Here is a 13,784-nt window from a genome sequence, read left to right on the forward strand (position 1 = left end):
GATGAGCAAGGCATCAAGGATATTTGCGATCAGCATGTTGGCACTGGCGGTGACAGGTTGTGCCGTGAAGACCCAGCCGATCGAGCGCAGCGTCAGCGAACAGCGCGCGCGTGACGACCTGGCCAGCATGTTCAAGGGCCAGGAGGCACTGCAAGGTCCGCTGACCCTGCACCAGGCAATGGCCCGCGCGGTCAAGTACAACCTGGAAGCGCGGCTAAAGGTGATGGAAGAAGCCCTGGCCCAGCGCCAGGTCGACCTGGCCACGTTCGACATGCTGCCACGCATGGCGATGTCGGCAGGCTATGCCGGGCGCAGCAACACCAGCGCCGCCAGCAGCCGCAGCGTGCTGACCAACACCCAGTCGCTGGAACCCTCCACCTCCCAGGACCGCGACCGCGACGTGGCGGACCTGACCATGGTGTGGAACGTGCTGGACTTCGGTGTCAGCTATGTCAGCGCCAAACAGCAGGGCGACCAGCGCCTGATCGTGCAGGAACGCCGGCGCAAGGTGGTGCAGACCATCATCCAGGACGTGCGCTCGGCCTACTGGCGGGCGGTGGCTGCCGAGCGCCTGCTCAAGCAGATCGATGCCTTGATGGTGCGGGTGGACCAGGCGCGTGACAACAGCCAGCGCATGGGCGAACAGCGCATCGGCGACCAGATCCAGGCGCTCAACTACCAGCGCTCACTGATCGAAGCCACCCGCCAGCTAGAGGAACAACGCCGCGCCCTGTCGCTGGCCAAGACCGAGCTCGGCGCGCTGATCAACCTGCCGCCGGGCACCGACCTGACCTTGGCCGCCAGCGACGACTACAGCGTGCCCGAACTCAAGGTCGGGCTGGACAGCCTCGAGCAGCAGGCCCTGGCCTCACGCCCGGAACTGCGCGAGCAGGACTACCAGGCACGCATCAGCGCCGCCGAGGTGCGCAAGTCGATGCTGCGCATGTTGCCGGGCCTGGAGTTCTCCGCTGGCGGCCATTACGACAGCAACAGCTTCCTGACCAACCAGCACTGGGCCGACTACGGCGTGAAGGTCACCTGGAACCTGTTCAACGTGCTGTCCGGCCCAGCGTCGATCGATGTGGCCAAGGCAGGTGAGCAGGTGGTCGAGGCACGCCGCCAAGCCATGTCGATGGCCATCCTGGCCCAGCTGTACGTGGCCAACGCCAACTACAGCGAAGCACGTCGCCAGTTCGCCACCAGCCAGCAGATGGTCGCCCTCGATCAACAGATCGTCGAACAGCTGCGCAACCGCCACCAGGCCCAAGGCATTGGCGAGCTGGAACTGATCCAGGGTGAGCTCAACGCCTTGCAGGCAGACCTGCGCCGCGACCTGGCCTACGCCGAGCTGCGCAACAGCTACGGCCAGCTGTTCGCCAGCGCCGGCCTTGACCCGCTGCCGGCAACTTTGCCGTCCGACAAACTGTCCGACATCGCCCAGGCCCTGGGCAACAGCGAGGCCCGCTGGCAGCGAGGCGAGATCACGCCGGGGTCGTGAGCCCTTGGGGGGCCAGGACCTGCTCAAGGACATAATCCAGCAGCAGGTCCTGCGCCATCTGTAGCGTGGTGCCAGCGGTATCCAAGACCAGCTCGGGGTGCTGCGGCGCTTCATAGGGGGCATCGATGCCTGTGAACCCCTTGAGCTCGCCAGCCCGTGCCCGGCGGTACAGGCCCTTCGGGTCGCGCGCTTCGCAGGTGGCCAGGTCTGCTTTGACATGCACTTCATGGAACCCGGTTTTGCACGCCCGGCGCGCCGCTGCGCGGTCGGCGCGGTAGGGGGAAATGAGCGCGGCGATGCAGATTAGGCCGGCATCGGCGAATAGTGCTGCGACCTCGGCGGTACGGCGGTTGTTTTCATGGCGGTCAGCGGGGGAGAAGCCAAGGTCGGCGTTCAGGCCGTGGCGCAGGGCGTCGCCGTCGAGAACGTAGGAGGGGTGGCCTAGTTGGTTTAGGCGTAGGGCTAGGGCGTTTGCCAGGGAGGATTTGCCCGCGCCGGAGAGGCCGGTTAGCCAGATTACTGCGCCGGGGTGGTGGGGGGCGCTTCCTGCGTTGGGCACGGTTGGTTCTCCAAGGGGGAGGGCGGGGGTGGGGGCTTGGATTGTTAGGATAGTTGGGATGGGGTGGGGGTACGCCAAAGGTTTAGGTTCGGACAAAACATGGATCGAAGGCAGCCAAAAAGACTGCCGGGGACGAGTTCATGTCGCCCCTGCGCCCGTAGGTACAGGGGCTCTTGGCGAACGATACTTTCAAAAAAGACATCCCGTGGACGTTTTGACTTATTGTTTGGTGTCGGGATGATCTGAATTGATTTTGCAGGTTTCTGATTTTAGGTCTCTACATATTTACATTGTTCTTGCAATACTCATTGCAATACGAAGTACCATTTGCGATGCGATGAAACGTGGTCGGCCGAGCTGATGAGTTGATTGGTATTACTGGCTTTTGTCCCCAATTTTTCCGATCTGGTATCCGCGAGATTTAAAAGGATGGTACGGAGATGGATCAAGGTCAGGCGCTTTTACCAAGCAAAAACTGCGCCATTCGGCGTCGGGGATTCAACCCGAATTGCCTATTTGGGACTCGCTCGAAGCATTCACATGTGGGATCCCGCGGGTGCTAAAAAAGTTTCAGGCGGTTAGGTCTGCCAGGCCCATTGACCAGTGTGGCAGATTGATATCTCTTCGGCGCTTCTGGGCTTTACTACGAAAAACCACGGCCATGAAAGGAGCCAATGGCGATGTCACTGAAAACTGTCGAGAAAGCAATTGTAGAACGACTCGCGGAGGGGGATAGGGGGGACCGAGGCTGGTTCATCATAACTCGCGTACATGTTGATCTTCATTGGTTGAAGGATGTTGTTGAGTACCTATTTAGGAAGGTTGGCAATAATCCGATAAGCTTGACTGCGCAAGATTATTCTCAATTAGGGAAAATTGTGGGGATTAGTCCAGTCGATCCGGGAGTACAGCTCCGTAGACATCACTTGTTAGTAATGGATAAGCCACTTCAATTGATACGTCGCACTAAAAAGTCTTCATGGAGAGAGATACAGCTCACAGAAGAAGGTATCGCTCTTGCTAATGCATTAGATCCAGCTGAGGTTTTAGAGCGGTCTCTTGATAAGATCAGATTTGCAGTTGAGCCATGGTCCCCTACTGATAGAGTTGAGCAGTACTCTGATTTCGATGTGGCAGTGTATCAAGCAACTAAACAGGTGTTAGCGAGGTGTGGAGGTTACATCCATAGAGATGAATACGATTTTTTTGTATCGCGCATCCGGACAAAAACTGAAATAGATACTGCGATAAATAACATTCTGGAATTTCGAAAGCTCAGCTCTGATGAGCAAAGGAGCCTGCATGTTCATGTGTCCAGTAGAATTGGAAAGCCAAAGGCTTATAGTAACTGGAGAGACCAAGCGCTGCATACTTTCTCTCTCTTTTCTCTTGGTACTAGTATGATAAGAAAGGGGCCTCGACTACTACTTACTTCGAATTGGGTTTCTGAAGAAGTCGCTGATAAAAGAGTCGTGAGTCCTGCGGTGAAAAAAAACTCATCTAGTTCTGCAGTTAATCATAGTCTGAAAATTCCTACACCTCCACAATCAGACGAGCTCCTTACGCCGCCTATTCCTCCAGAAGGGAATGTGGGGGCGGAGGCCGAAAGCTTCGTTGCTAAGATACTAAAATCTCAAGGATGGCAAGTATCCTTTTTTACTAACAAAAGAGGGTATGGTTTTGATTTGTGGGCCCGCAAGGGGGATCTTGCCATGGTTGTGGAAGTCAAAAGTAGCGTGGCATCTTTAGGTCAGATTAATCTAACCCAAAATGAGTATAAAGCAGCCCAGCATTATAGAGCTAATTTTTACTTGGCTCTTGTAGAGGGTATTGGATCTGTGGAGCCAAAGATGACGCTTATACAAAACCCATTCGAGTGCTTGGTTTTTGGTCAGCAAAAAACAGAACTTCACACCGTTAGTGAGAAAGTTTGGAGGGCTTTTGCTGAGTAGGTAGCTACGAGGGGCCCGCGCCAGCGGTTGCCGGTGCGGGTAACTGATGGCCTATTTTTTTTGGAAAAGTACGTATTGGTGGGCTGTTACAGACCCTTTGTCACTTATCCCGTGGCTTTCGCAGTGGATTACGCTTTCATCAAAAAAATCGACTATAGAAAGGTGCTTTTTTCCGATCTCCATTATCATTTTTGCCATGTCGCATTTTGCACTTTTCCCCAAATGAAGGGCGAAATAGCCTCCGCTTTTTAATCTCTCGGCGGACTGAGAGAATATGGGGTCATAAACTGAAAAGTTAACTTTCTGCTTGACTTCAAAAAATTCCGCAGGCTTAGTGGAGAAGTCTTTGGCATCCCATCCGGAAAACCACAGTCGCATCCAGTTGGCGGAATAAAAACGCGTGCTGTCAAAAAATGGCGGAGAAGTAATAATTGCATCTAGATTGTTTACATCTGCAGGCCACAATCCGGCAGCATCTTGATTGTAAATTTTACTTTCATGGCTCTCGCCTATCGAGTTCTTCAAAACTCTCTGGAGCTTACTCTCCAACTTTTCTATGAGGGAGTGCTGAACGGTTTCCCCGGTAGGTGCAAAAGGTGTAATTGGATGAGATCTGCGGGATAGCGCGTATGGCCTGTTTCCGTGAAGGATGTGAAGTAGGCAGCTCATGACCATAGCTCTTGCAGGGTTCGTGTATCCATACTCTAAAAAGTAGTTCCGTGCGGACACGATCTCAGCGAATGTTGCAGGATGAAAGTAGTCTTCTATCGGGCCGTTAAAGCGAATTGCGCTAAAGTCAGATTTTGAACAAGCGAATTTATTTTTCTTGATCCACGCCCCGAGGCGCTTAAGTTCCTCGTATACTTCCTCAGTTTGGAAGGGTTCTAATTTAGCGCGTGATATAGCAATAGCGGCAGGACTGATGTCAAATGCAAGGGCTTGATGGCCTTTCAGTCTTGCTTCAAATGGAATTGTACCCACGCCGGAAAATGGATCGAGAACAATACCTCCGCTTTCGGGGAGTAGAGCTTCCACTAATGTGTGTGCAATGGATGGCTTCAATTTTCCTTGATACGAACAAATTGAATGCCAGGGATGCCCCCAGTTTCGTTTGTTTAGGTCACCCTTTTGATGAGGTAAGTACCGGCGAAAATTATTCCATTTGTGCGGCAGTGCATTGGTTTCTATGTCAGGTAAGTCCATAGTATTTTCGCGCATGTTCATTTTTTGGCTCCAAAAACTTGCAAGGTCTGCCTTAAGCGCCGTCCATCTCTTGACTGTCTTTCGCGAAGAACTACCTCATCAACTAGCGTAAACCCTTCGAGTTCCATGATCCCTCTAAGGATAGCGTCGGTTTGCACCCAAGTTCTGCCGTAACAAGAATCTCCAAGGTCTATTGCGATTTTGGTATCTTTGTGGCAGAGGCACTTTATCCTTCGGATGACTTCGGTCATTTCTGCAAAGTAGGAAGCTGCCATCATTGGGATGCGTTTGTCATAAGACTCCTTTCTTAACTCCGTTAGTGTCTCAATCAGTAGCTCTATTGCTGGAATGCTTCCCAATCCTGTTTTTGAGTTTGTTACGTCATTTATCCCTGAAGTGACTGCGCTGTCGCGGAATTGCCTAAGATCACTCTTTGTTGATAAATGTCGTTGAAACCAAAGTTCGATTTTTGTATTTCTAAAATAGTTGGTTCCGTTCAAGTATGGCGGGCTTGTGACAACAATGTCCACGGGTTCGATATCGTCTGTTAATAAAGATCTCGCGTCCGAACCGACCAGTGTCATGGATTGGTTGCTGCTTTCTAAGTCGTTTAAATCGCTTGCGATCAATCTAAGGCGCTTTGAAACCAAACTAATGATATCTGGTGAGTGAGTAAGCAGCTCCTTTTCAGTTCTGAAACGGAGGTCCCCTCTTCGAACCAAAAGAGAGCTGGGTACTAATGCCCCAAGCACGGCGATTTCGAATAGCTTTCCTACACTTTTATCCGACGCAAGAAGATCATCTGCCATTGATCTTAGTTTTAAGACTTTGCTAAATGTAGTGCTGTCAAAAAATGGCTTCGAGCTGAATGAGGCTTCAAATGACTTAAATAAGGTTTTGTCCTCGCGATGGAGTTCGATCTCTGTGTATATCAGGACTGAAAGGGCTTCTAGTTTTGTGGATATTCTGTCGCGCTCTGTGTGTTCAAGTCTTACGGCAAGTGACTTTGCATCTATTACATCGCGGCAGACGGGATTTACTTCGCAGTAAATTGACTCTATATCCATCGCTGCCGCAGTCAGTGCCGTAGTTCCTGATCCACAAAACGGGTCAAATACTCTTTTTGCTTCAGGCGCGTACTGGGTAATCACCGTCTTCACAAAGTCAGGCGAATACCCTTCTAGGTACGGGAACCAGTCATGTAAAGGGCTGCCTTTCCCTCCAGAAAATGTTGACTGGATTGCTGCGTCATAACTTTGTACAGGGGTATTTTCTGCAGTAATGGATCGTCTCAAGGATTTTCTAACGTATGCTGAGACTGTCATTTGCTCCTTGTCTGCTGCTTTTACAATATCGCTATAAAAATTATGGCCGATAGCAGTTCGAATTGAAAAGCTACTCAGTTTATTAACTGATTGGTAAAGATTTTTTTCGCTATCTGAAAAGGAAATCGTTAGACCCGACTTTCTCGATTCCCCAACCTGGTAGTCGGGAAAGTAAATGGTTTTGAAGCTGGACATCAGGGCCGCCTGAGAAGAGTGTAGATACCAATTGTAGTCAAAAAGCTTTTGTGCTCAAAGAGAAATTTCGTCATGACACCAGGGCCTGTGGGAAATCCCGAGAATCCCAATCGCTGCCCCTCGAGCGCTCAAATTTTGTAGGGCCTTCCGCCATCGACATAAAGGAGGCCTTATGATGGCAACGCGTTACGAACTCTCGCATGAGGCCAGGGCTGTAGCTGCTGATATCTTCGCCGGAACCCATGACCGGGGGCGGTCCCCCTGAGCGGCCGCCTGATGCTCGATGGCGTGCTTTGGATGCTCTGTTCAGGTGCGGCGTGGCGAGACATCCCGGAACGCTTTGGCTCGTGGCCAAAGGTGTACCAAAGATTTCGTGGTTGGCGAAACCGGGGGTCATTCGATCAAATGCCCTGACGCCTGCACCTGAGATTGAATGAGCAACGCTTGATGGACCTACAAACCTGGATGAGCAACTCAACCGCAGCAGGCGGGCCCCGAGCTCCATCTAGCGCCGGAAAAGAACTCGGCTTGACAAGCCCGCCGATCATGCTCTAGGTCGCAGTCGCGCCGGTCTGACTACTGAAATTCACATGCTCTGCGACGCCAGCGGGACACCTTGGCACTTCCTCCTCTCTGGCGGCCAAACCAGTGACATCAGCTACACGCAACCCCTGGATGAGGTCCGCAAACCGTCGAACCAACGTGGCCGCCCCCTTAAACGCTGTAGATGGTAGCTAGACGACAAGGGCTATGAAGCTGAAGCGCTTCCCTGCTACTGCGATCAATATCGAATGCTGCTCGTCATCCCGCTGCGCTCGATGAAGTGCGATCCAAGCTTGGCTCACCTGAACTGTTGAATGTACCTAGTACCGACAGCGCAACATCATCGAGCGCATGTTTGGTTGGCTTAAAGAAAACCGCGGATCGTGCAATGTTCGACAAGCTCGCGAAAAGCTATGCCGCTAGGTCTCGTTGGCCATATTCCATGGGGTGTATGCGAGATTTCTTTTCGTACCGAACCTAGATTTCTGATCCTTTTTCGCTCTCCACCGTCACCAGATGGGGGTCGCCAAGCTGGCAAAATGGCGGGCGTGAGGTCATTATGGGCAACAGCCGGCATAGGTCGCAGAAATTGATCTTCCTGAGAGATCGTCAACGGCGGCCGTAGTGAGAGCGCCTAAATGCAGCATATTTTGATTGTTGAAGACGAGATCATTATTCGTTCTGCCTTGCGTCGCTTGCTGGAACGTAACCAATACCAGGTCAGCGAAGCCGGTTCGGTGCAGGAAGCACAAGAACGCTTCGCAATTCCCACTTTCGACTTGATCGTCAGCGATTTACGCCTGCCTGGCGCGCCGGGTACTGAGCTGATCAAACTCGCCCAGGGCACACCGGTGCTGATTATGACCAGCTACGCCAGCCTGCGCTCAGCGGTCGACTCCATGAAGCTGGGGGCGGTGGAGTACATCGCTAAGCCTTTCGATCATGACGAAATGCTCCAGGGCGTCGCGCGAATCCTTCGGGACCAGCAAGGGGGCAGGGCTAGCGGTGAGCCGCTCACTGGCAAAGCGGGCACTGGGGCGGCGAAACCGAAGGTCGATAATAGCAATGGCGAAATCGGTATCATTGGTTCATGCCCACCGATGCAGGATCTCTACAGCAAGATACGCAAGGTCGCACCGACCGATTCTAATGTCCTGATCCAGGGCGAATCCGGTACCGGTAAAGAGTTAGTAGCCCGTGCCCTGCACAATCTGTCCAAACGCGCCAAGGCGCCGATGATCTCGGTGAACTGTGCTGCCATTCCGGAAACCCTGATCGAATCCGAGCTGTTTGGTCACGAGAAAGGCGCGTTTACCGGCGCCAGCGCTGGACGCGCTGGTCTTGTCGAAGCGGCGGATGGCGGTACCTTGTTCCTCGACGAAATCGGAGAGCTGCCACTCGAAGCCCAGGCTCGCCTGTTGCGCGTTTTGCAAGAAGGCGAAATTCGCCGTGTCGGCTCGGTGCAGTCGCAAAAGGTAGATATGCGCCTTATCGCCGCGACCCACCGCGATCTTAAGAGCTTGGCTAAGGTCGGCCAGTTCCGTGAAGACCTTTATTACCGTCTGCACGTGATCGCCCTGAAGCTACCCGCCCTTCGCGAGCGCGGCTCCGACGTCAATGAGATTGCCAATGCTTTTCTCGCCCGCCAGAGCGCTAAGGCGAGCCGCAATGACCTGCGCTTCGGTGCCGATGCTGAAGAAGCCATTCGCCATTACTCCTGGCCGGGGAATGTTCGTGAGCTAGAGAACGCCGTAGAACGCGCCGTCATTCTGTGCGAAAGTCCGGAGATTTCCGCCGAGCTGCTTGGTATCGACATCGAGCTGAGCGATCAGGAGGACGACGATTTCATTGGCCTGGCGCAGCAACAGGACACCATCGCCGGTAACAGCGGTCATGAGCCAACCGAAGACTTGTCGCTAGAGGATTACTTCCAGCACTTCGTACTCGAACATCAGGATCGCATGACCGAAACCGAGCTGGCGCGCAAACTAGGCGTTAGTCGAAAATGTTTGTGGGAGCGTAGGCAAAGACTAGGCATTCCACGACGCAAGTCCGGTGACACGACTTAGCTCATGGATCACCAGGTTCATTGCTACATCCAGTGGGGTGGAATCTCGATCTCATAGTTCTTCGCCACAGTGCGTAGCGTGGTGATAATGGCGTAGTGCCGAGCATTGTCGGCAGCTTGCCAAGTGTCTCGGCGTGCCAATAGCGTCCTCAATTCGTCTAGCTGGTACATGCCCAAGCGATGAAAATTGCCCCAACTGGGAACCCCAAATAGGTTGTAAATTACTGCTGTAGCGTCACGTTCGCTAGCTAACCGATTGTTTCCGCTTAGTTTTCCTTTGGCTTCTTCTGCGCTGTCACGTTCGTCGTAGGTATTTAAGAGTTTCATCTGGATACTAGGACTCGATTTCAGTTGCATTGGTAGCATCATTTTACCTGTCTTTAAATCCAGTGCGAAAAAATAAGATAGAAAGTGTAGTGCTCAACTCATTCCGGACACAGTTTTGAGTTTTTCTTCAGCTTTCGCCGGAGCCAGTCCATCGTTGACCAGGGTTTGACCGTGGTTTTTAATTCAATTAGGGCCTGCAAAATGAGCTTTTTTGAGGCCCAAAGTCCTCCATTGTCGGTTAATGGCGGCTTATTGCAGCTTCCCTATCTCCTACGACGGGAGCGCCCTTGGCCTGCATGGAGTAGGGCTCAGGTTTTCATCATGCCCAATTCGGCATCATCGAGCAGTGCCTTTGCCAGGGCGCAGAGGTAGTGCGAGGCCCAGAGCAACTGCGGTTTGTCTTCCAGCAGCCCGTCGATGCTCAGGTCGCGCGCATAGCCCATCAATTCGGAAGCCTGCTCGCGGGCGGCCTGGCATGGGATGCCGGCTTCGATGCGGAAAAGGGCGTGGGTCTGGTTTTCACCTTGGAAGAAGGTGGTTTTGCCGACGGTGAATTTGGTTTCTTCGGTGGTCACTGTTTGATCTCCCTGAAGTCGTAGACGCCTGGCCTGGCCCTGTCGCCGGCAAGCCGGGCTCCTATAAGTGCTTCGCTGTGCGGGAGAGTCAGGCCAGGCAGGTCATGATGCGGGTCAGTGCAGCGTTTGCGGATCGGCGGGTTTCTGGATCTGGATCAGCGCCGCTTCGAGCAATTTGCGTAGCGTCTCGAGCTCGTGCATTGAGGTCATGATCAATAACGATACAGGTGATTTGGGCTGCATCAGCATTGCCTGCTGGGCGACGACTTCGGCACACAGGGCGTAGTCGGCGGCCATCATCAGCGTGTCTTCCAGGGAGTGGAGGAGGTGGGGTGGATCGGGGACTATTTTCAGCATGGTTTAGGCCTGTTCAAGTTGAGGCCACCACCCTCTGCTGTCAAACAGAAAGGCGGCAGCTGTACATGGGTTGACAGACCGGTGAACAGACCAAAACCGGCGCACGCGAGGTGCCCCATGCACAGCTGCCAGAACGGCAAAGCTATGTGGTTAGTTCAGGGCGGCCTGTCAAAGCCGATCGTTGCTTGGCAACGACAAGCCGACACTAGTGCCTCGCCTGAAACACCACAATGGCTGGGAGTATCTTTGGGAAATGCCCTACAGGAAAGGGGTTAAATCTGATTATGACCGTGACAGCTTGTTGCGAATTGGCAGAACTCAGGCACAAAAAAAGACGCCCGAGGGCGTCTTCTTTTTTAGGATTTGGTGGAGCCGGGGGGATTTGAACCCCCGTCCGCCAGTACTCCGCTGTCGGTACTACATGCTTAGCCGTGTCTACTGAGTTAATCCGCAGCCGCCCGACGGGCAGGGTGCTTTGGACGAGTTGGGTAAGTTTTAGTCGCTTTGCCCCCAACGTGCTACACGACGATCCTGTTCTGTATGACAATCATTTCGGGTTTACAGGCATCCCCTGATGATTGCTGGAGCCGAAGCTACCAGGAGAGCGGGCTCAGCTGCTTACGCAGCGAGAGCGTAACCCTCGTAGTTTTCGTCATTGGCAACTATAGAAAGTTGCAACAGTGGATTTACGAGTTCTGTTACCAACTCGGCATGCACCTAGAGTTTCGCTACCGGCGTCGAATCCTAATCGGCCCCACACTCAGCTCTAGCTGACGTACCTTTCGGCACGTGCCGCTGAGTATACGCCTTTGCGCGGGCGGCGTCGACAACGGCTTCTCGCCGCCCGCTCAAAGCTTAGCTACCGGCGCCACCGGCCGTGCCGCTGCCCTTGTCGGTTTTCTCCAGGCGCTGCAGCACTTTGGTGGAAATGGCGATGCATTCTTTGGTGTCGCCCGCGGCCTGTGCTGCCTTGGCCTTGTCGACGTGTTCGGTAACGGCCTTGTCCAGGCCTTCGGAAGTGGCGCCAGCGGTGGCCATGGCATCATCGATTTTCTGCAGGTTGAGGGTGCAGAGGTCGTCAGCAGCGAACACCGGTGAAGCCAGGAGGGTAGCGGCCGCGAAGAGGGCCGAAAGCGCGGTACCTTTCATGGGTGTCTCCTTGAAGGCCTCTGGGAGGTGGGCCTGTAAGGATGGACTGTCGGGGTTTGCCGAGGGTTCAATCGGTGTGTTGGCTTGGCGACATGATGGTGTGTGGCGGGGTGTTTCCGCTGATTGGGCCGCGGAGCGGCCCGGTGGCATCAGTGGGATTTGTTCAGGCCAAGCTCGATGTCGTCGATCAGGGCCTTGGCCATTTCGCTCAGGATGCGCGCCGCGCTGCCGGCCTTGCGGTCGTTTTCCATCTCGGCTTCGGTGGTGAGGTGGCGGATGCAGCCGAGCAGTACCGAGAGCTGGCTGAAGGCGTGCTCGAAAGGCACGCCCGGTTGCAGGCGAAACAGGTCGAAGGTTTCCCTGCCGGCGGTGGTGACATCTTTCAATGCGTCATTCATTGAATCACCTCGGCCTTTGCGCGTTGTAGAGGCCAGTCAAGGCGTGCTCGATCAGGGCTCTGGATGTTTCGCAGGCGTGCTCGGCGTTGCTGAGCATGCATAGGCCTGGTTCGCCGGCGTGGGTGCGGCAGTGTTCATCGATGGTTTCGGCGACGCCGCGCAGCAGTTCGCTGGCGTGGGCCAGGGCGTCTGGAGGGGGGCATGTCGGTGTGGATGGAGAAGTATGGGTTGGTGAGGAGTTTGGAGCGGGGTGGGTCGGGTACGATTTTTTTCATGGTGCAGATCCCAGTTTGATTACTCAACAGGCGCTGCTACACGATCCTTTCTCACGGGATTGGGTGGCAGCCATGCGTGGGGTGAGAAACCGGTAAACATGGGAAATCCGGCCAGACCGAGGTCTGCCCACGCAGGGCCGCCATTACGAGGCTGCTGTCATGTTTACGGGGTTCTCACACCCTGTCGTTCGAAAACGACCCAGGGAAGTTAGCCCTGATGGTTGTGAGCAACAACAGCGAAACGGCAGCGGCGGTCGTAGGATAAATCCCAAAGCATTTAATCCAGAAGCATTTGGTTGCAGGTTAGGAAATGTCTTACGGGTGGAGGGCTTAGGTGAGGGCTGTGCCCTCGATCGCCGGCAATTGGGCCGCGGAGCGGCCCGGGTGGCATCAGTGGGATTTGTTCAGCCCAAGCTCGATGTCGTTGATCAGGGCCTTGGCCATTTCGCTCAGGATGCGCGCTGCGCTGCCGGCCTTGCGGTCGTTTTCCATTTCGGCTTCGGTGGTGAGGTGGCGGATGCAGCCGAGCAGTACTGAGAGCTGGCTGAAGGCGTGCTCGAAAGGCACGCCCGGTTGCAGGCGAAACAGGTCGAAGGTTTCCCTGCCGGCGGTGGTGACATCTTTCAATGCGTCATTCATTGAATCACCTCGGCCTTTGCGCGTTGTAGAGGCCAGTCAAAGCGTGCTCGATCAGGGCTCTGGACGTCTCGCAGGCGTGCTCGGCGTTGCTGAGCATGCACAGGCCCGGTTCGCCGGCGTGGATGCGGCAGTGTTCGTCGATGGTTTCGGCGACGCCGCGCAGCAGTTCGCTGGCGTGGGCCAGGGCGTCTGGAGGGGGCATGTCGGTGTGGATGGAGAAGTATGGGTTGGTGAGGAGTTTGGAGCGGGGTGGGTCGGGTACGATTTTTTTCATGGTGCAGATCCGATCTTGGCTGGATTTGAGCTGCCCTTCGTCTTCCTCTCACAGAATAGGGTGGCAGCCGAACGCGGGGTGAGAGACCGGCAAAGATCGGCACAAGCCAGCCAGGCCGAAGCCTGCCCGCGTTGCGGCTGCCATAGCAGTACTGCCGAAATTTGCGGGCTCTCACACCCAAATCGTCAAAGATGACGACCCAGGGAAGTTAGCCCTGATGGTTGTGAGCAACAACGGCGAAACGGCAGCGGCGGTCGTAGGATAAATCCCAAAGCATTTAATCCAGAAGCATTTGGTTGCAGGTTAGGAAATGTCTTACTTCTGGAGGGCTTGGGCGAGGGCTGCGCCCTCGATCGCCGGCAAGCCGGCTTGTATGGTTAGACTTGAAGGGGTGGTGGGACTAAATGCCGGATTCTGACTGTTGACCCAGTACAGACTGTGGGAGAC

The 13,784-nt window shown here is 54.4% G+C and carries 13 protein-coding genes, 1 other RNA gene and 2 pseudogenes; 4 read left to right on the forward strand and 12 right to left on the reverse strand.

Translation table 11 applies throughout. The features are described 5' to 3' along the window. The first annotated feature begins 1 nt into the window (after position 1). Positions 2–1,498: a TolC family protein gene (locus ACIPZC_RS19695; protein ID WP_241804119.1), complete on the forward strand. Its 1,497-nt coding sequence runs from the start codon at positions 2–4 to the stop codon at positions 1,496–1,498. Here ACIPZC_RS19695 and cysC read toward each other — a convergent pair. Continuing rightward, the gene (gene cysC / locus ACIPZC_RS19700; protein ID WP_400628938.1) at positions 1,482–2,057 is read right to left on the reverse strand and encodes an adenylyl-sulfate kinase; all 576 of its coding nucleotides are present in this window, start codon (positions 2,055–2,057) and stop codon (positions 1,482–1,484) included. The genes ACIPZC_RS19695 and cysC overlap by 17 nt on opposite strands. Before the next feature lie 680 nt (positions 2,058–2,737). On the opposite strand from cysC, the gene ACIPZC_RS19705 reads away from it, so the two are divergent. Continuing rightward, positions 2,738–4,009: a protein NO VEIN domain-containing protein gene (locus ACIPZC_RS19705; protein ID WP_400628940.1), complete on the forward strand. Its 1,272-nt coding sequence runs from the start codon at positions 2,738–2,740 to the stop codon at positions 4,007–4,009. Between the two features lie 51 nt (positions 4,010–4,060). Here ACIPZC_RS19705 and ACIPZC_RS19710 read toward each other — a convergent pair whose 3' ends face one another. Both ACIPZC_RS19710 and ACIPZC_RS19715 read right to left on the reverse strand, forming a co-directional pair. Beyond that, on the reverse strand, positions 4,061–5,233 hold the full coding sequence (locus ACIPZC_RS19710; RefSeq protein WP_400628942.1) for a DNA adenine methylase: 1,173 nt from the start codon (positions 5,231–5,233) through the stop codon (positions 4,061–4,063). Further along, positions 5,230–6,732, reverse strand: a complete 1,503-nt coding sequence (locus tag ACIPZC_RS19715; RefSeq protein WP_400628944.1) for a DNA methyltransferase — start codon at positions 6,730–6,732, stop codon at positions 5,230–5,232. The genes ACIPZC_RS19710 and ACIPZC_RS19715 overlap by 4 nt, the downstream gene beginning before the upstream one ends. Before the next feature lie 175 nt (positions 6,733–6,907). On the opposite strand from ACIPZC_RS19715, the pseudogene ACIPZC_RS19720 reads away from it, so the two are divergent. Beyond that, positions 6,908–7,756: pseudogene (locus ACIPZC_RS19720) on the forward strand (IS5 family transposase). Between the two features lie 157 nt (positions 7,757–7,913). Further along, positions 7,914–9,344: a sigma-54-dependent transcriptional regulator gene (locus ACIPZC_RS19725; RefSeq protein ID WP_400628946.1), complete on the forward strand. Its 1,431-nt coding sequence runs from the start codon at positions 7,914–7,916 to the stop codon at positions 9,342–9,344. Positions 9,345–9,367: 23 nt separating this feature from the next. Here ACIPZC_RS19725 and ACIPZC_RS19730 read toward each other — a convergent pair whose 3' ends face one another. The 9 genes and pseudogenes from ACIPZC_RS19730 to ACIPZC_RS19770 all read right to left on the reverse strand — a co-directional run bounded on the left by ACIPZC_RS19730 (position 9,368) and on the right by ACIPZC_RS19770 (position 13,337). Further along, positions 9,368–9,670, reverse strand: coding sequence for a hypothetical protein (locus ACIPZC_RS19730; RefSeq protein ID WP_400628965.1), 303 nt, complete (start codon positions 9,668–9,670; stop codon positions 9,368–9,370). A 308-nt stretch (positions 9,671–9,978) separates the two neighbouring features. Beyond that, positions 9,979–10,245 (reverse strand): DUF3077 domain-containing protein, encoded by a 267-nt coding sequence (locus ACIPZC_RS19735; protein WP_400628948.1) that lies wholly within the window; start codon positions 10,243–10,245, stop codon positions 9,979–9,981. A gap of 114 nt (positions 10,246–10,359) precedes the next feature. Then, a complete protein-coding gene (locus ACIPZC_RS19740; RefSeq protein WP_012312624.1) occupies positions 10,360–10,602 on the reverse strand; it encodes a hypothetical protein in 243 nt (80 codons plus the stop codon). Positions 10,603–10,966: 364 nt separating this feature from the next. Next, positions 10,967–11,358: a transfer-messenger RNA gene (ssrA, locus tag ACIPZC_RS19745) on the reverse strand. Between the two features lie 99 nt (positions 11,359–11,457). Continuing rightward, positions 11,458–11,751 carry a hypothetical protein gene (locus tag ACIPZC_RS19750; protein ID WP_400628950.1) on the reverse strand — a complete coding sequence of 98 codons (294 nt, stop codon included), beginning with the start codon at positions 11,749–11,751 and terminating at the stop codon, positions 11,458–11,460. 149 nt (positions 11,752–11,900) lie between these two features. After that, positions 11,901–12,149 (reverse strand): DUF3077 domain-containing protein, encoded by a 249-nt coding sequence (locus ACIPZC_RS19755; protein ID WP_241803867.1) that lies wholly within the window; start codon positions 12,147–12,149, stop codon positions 11,901–11,903. A 4-nt stretch (positions 12,150–12,153) separates the two neighbouring features. Then, positions 12,154–12,424 (reverse strand): annotated as a pseudogene (locus ACIPZC_RS19760) (hypothetical protein). A gap of 390 nt (positions 12,425–12,814) precedes the next feature. Beyond that, positions 12,815–13,063 carry a DUF3077 domain-containing protein gene (locus ACIPZC_RS19765; RefSeq protein ID WP_400628952.1) on the reverse strand — a complete coding sequence of 83 codons (249 nt, stop codon included), beginning with the start codon at positions 13,061–13,063 and terminating at the stop codon, positions 12,815–12,817. Between the two features lie 4 nt (positions 13,064–13,067). Then, on the reverse strand, positions 13,068–13,337 hold the full coding sequence (locus ACIPZC_RS19770; protein WP_400628954.1) for a hypothetical protein: 270 nt from the start codon (positions 13,335–13,337) through the stop codon (positions 13,068–13,070). Positions 13,338–13,784: the final 447 nt, after the last annotated feature.

The sequence above is a fragment of the Pseudomonas sp. NPDC089743 genome, from assembly GCF_044748785.1.
In the GTDB taxonomy this organism is placed as follows: domain Bacteria; phylum Pseudomonadota; class Gammaproteobacteria; order Pseudomonadales; family Pseudomonadaceae; genus Aquipseudomonas; species Aquipseudomonas putida_X.

Bases quoted from the DNA above. Each gene is read 5' to 3' on its own strand.
- ACIPZC_RS19695 (WP_241804119.1), top strand. From the start codon at position 2: ATGAGCAAGGCATCAAGGATATTTGCGATCAGCATGTTGGCACTGGCG.
- ACIPZC_RS19705 (WP_400628940.1), top strand. From the start codon at position 2,738: ATGTCACTGAAAACTGTCGAGAAAGCAATTGTAGAACGACTCGCGGAG.
- ACIPZC_RS19710 (WP_400628942.1), bottom strand. From the start codon at position 5,233: ATGAACATGCGCGAAAATACTATGGACTTACCTGACATAGAAACCAAT.
- ACIPZC_RS19715 (WP_400628944.1), bottom strand. From the start codon at position 6,732: ATGTCCAGCTTCAAAACCATTTACTTTCCCGACTACCAGGTTGGGGAA.
- ACIPZC_RS19725 (WP_400628946.1), top strand. From the start codon at position 7,914: ATGCAGCATATTTTGATTGTTGAAGACGAGATCATTATTCGTTCTGCC.
- ACIPZC_RS19730 (WP_400628965.1), bottom strand. From the start codon at position 9,670: ATGAAACTCTTAAATACCTACGACGAACGTGACAGCGCAGAAGAAGCC.
- ACIPZC_RS19740 (WP_012312624.1), bottom strand. From the start codon at position 10,602: ATGCTGAAAATAGTCCCCGATCCACCCCACCTCCTCCACTCCCTGGAA.
- ACIPZC_RS19750 (WP_400628950.1), bottom strand. From the start codon at position 11,751: ATGAAAGGTACCGCGCTTTCGGCCCTCTTCGCGGCCGCTACCCTCCTG.
- ACIPZC_RS19755 (WP_241803867.1), bottom strand. From the start codon at position 12,149: ATGAATGACGCATTGAAAGATGTCACCACCGCCGGCAGGGAAACCTTC.
- ACIPZC_RS19765 (WP_400628952.1), bottom strand. From the start codon at position 13,063: ATGAATGACGCATTGAAAGATGTCACCACCGCCGGCAGGGAAACCTTC.
- ACIPZC_RS19770 (WP_400628954.1), bottom strand. From the start codon at position 13,337: ATGAAAAAAATCGTACCCGACCCACCCCGCTCCAAACTCCTCACCAAC.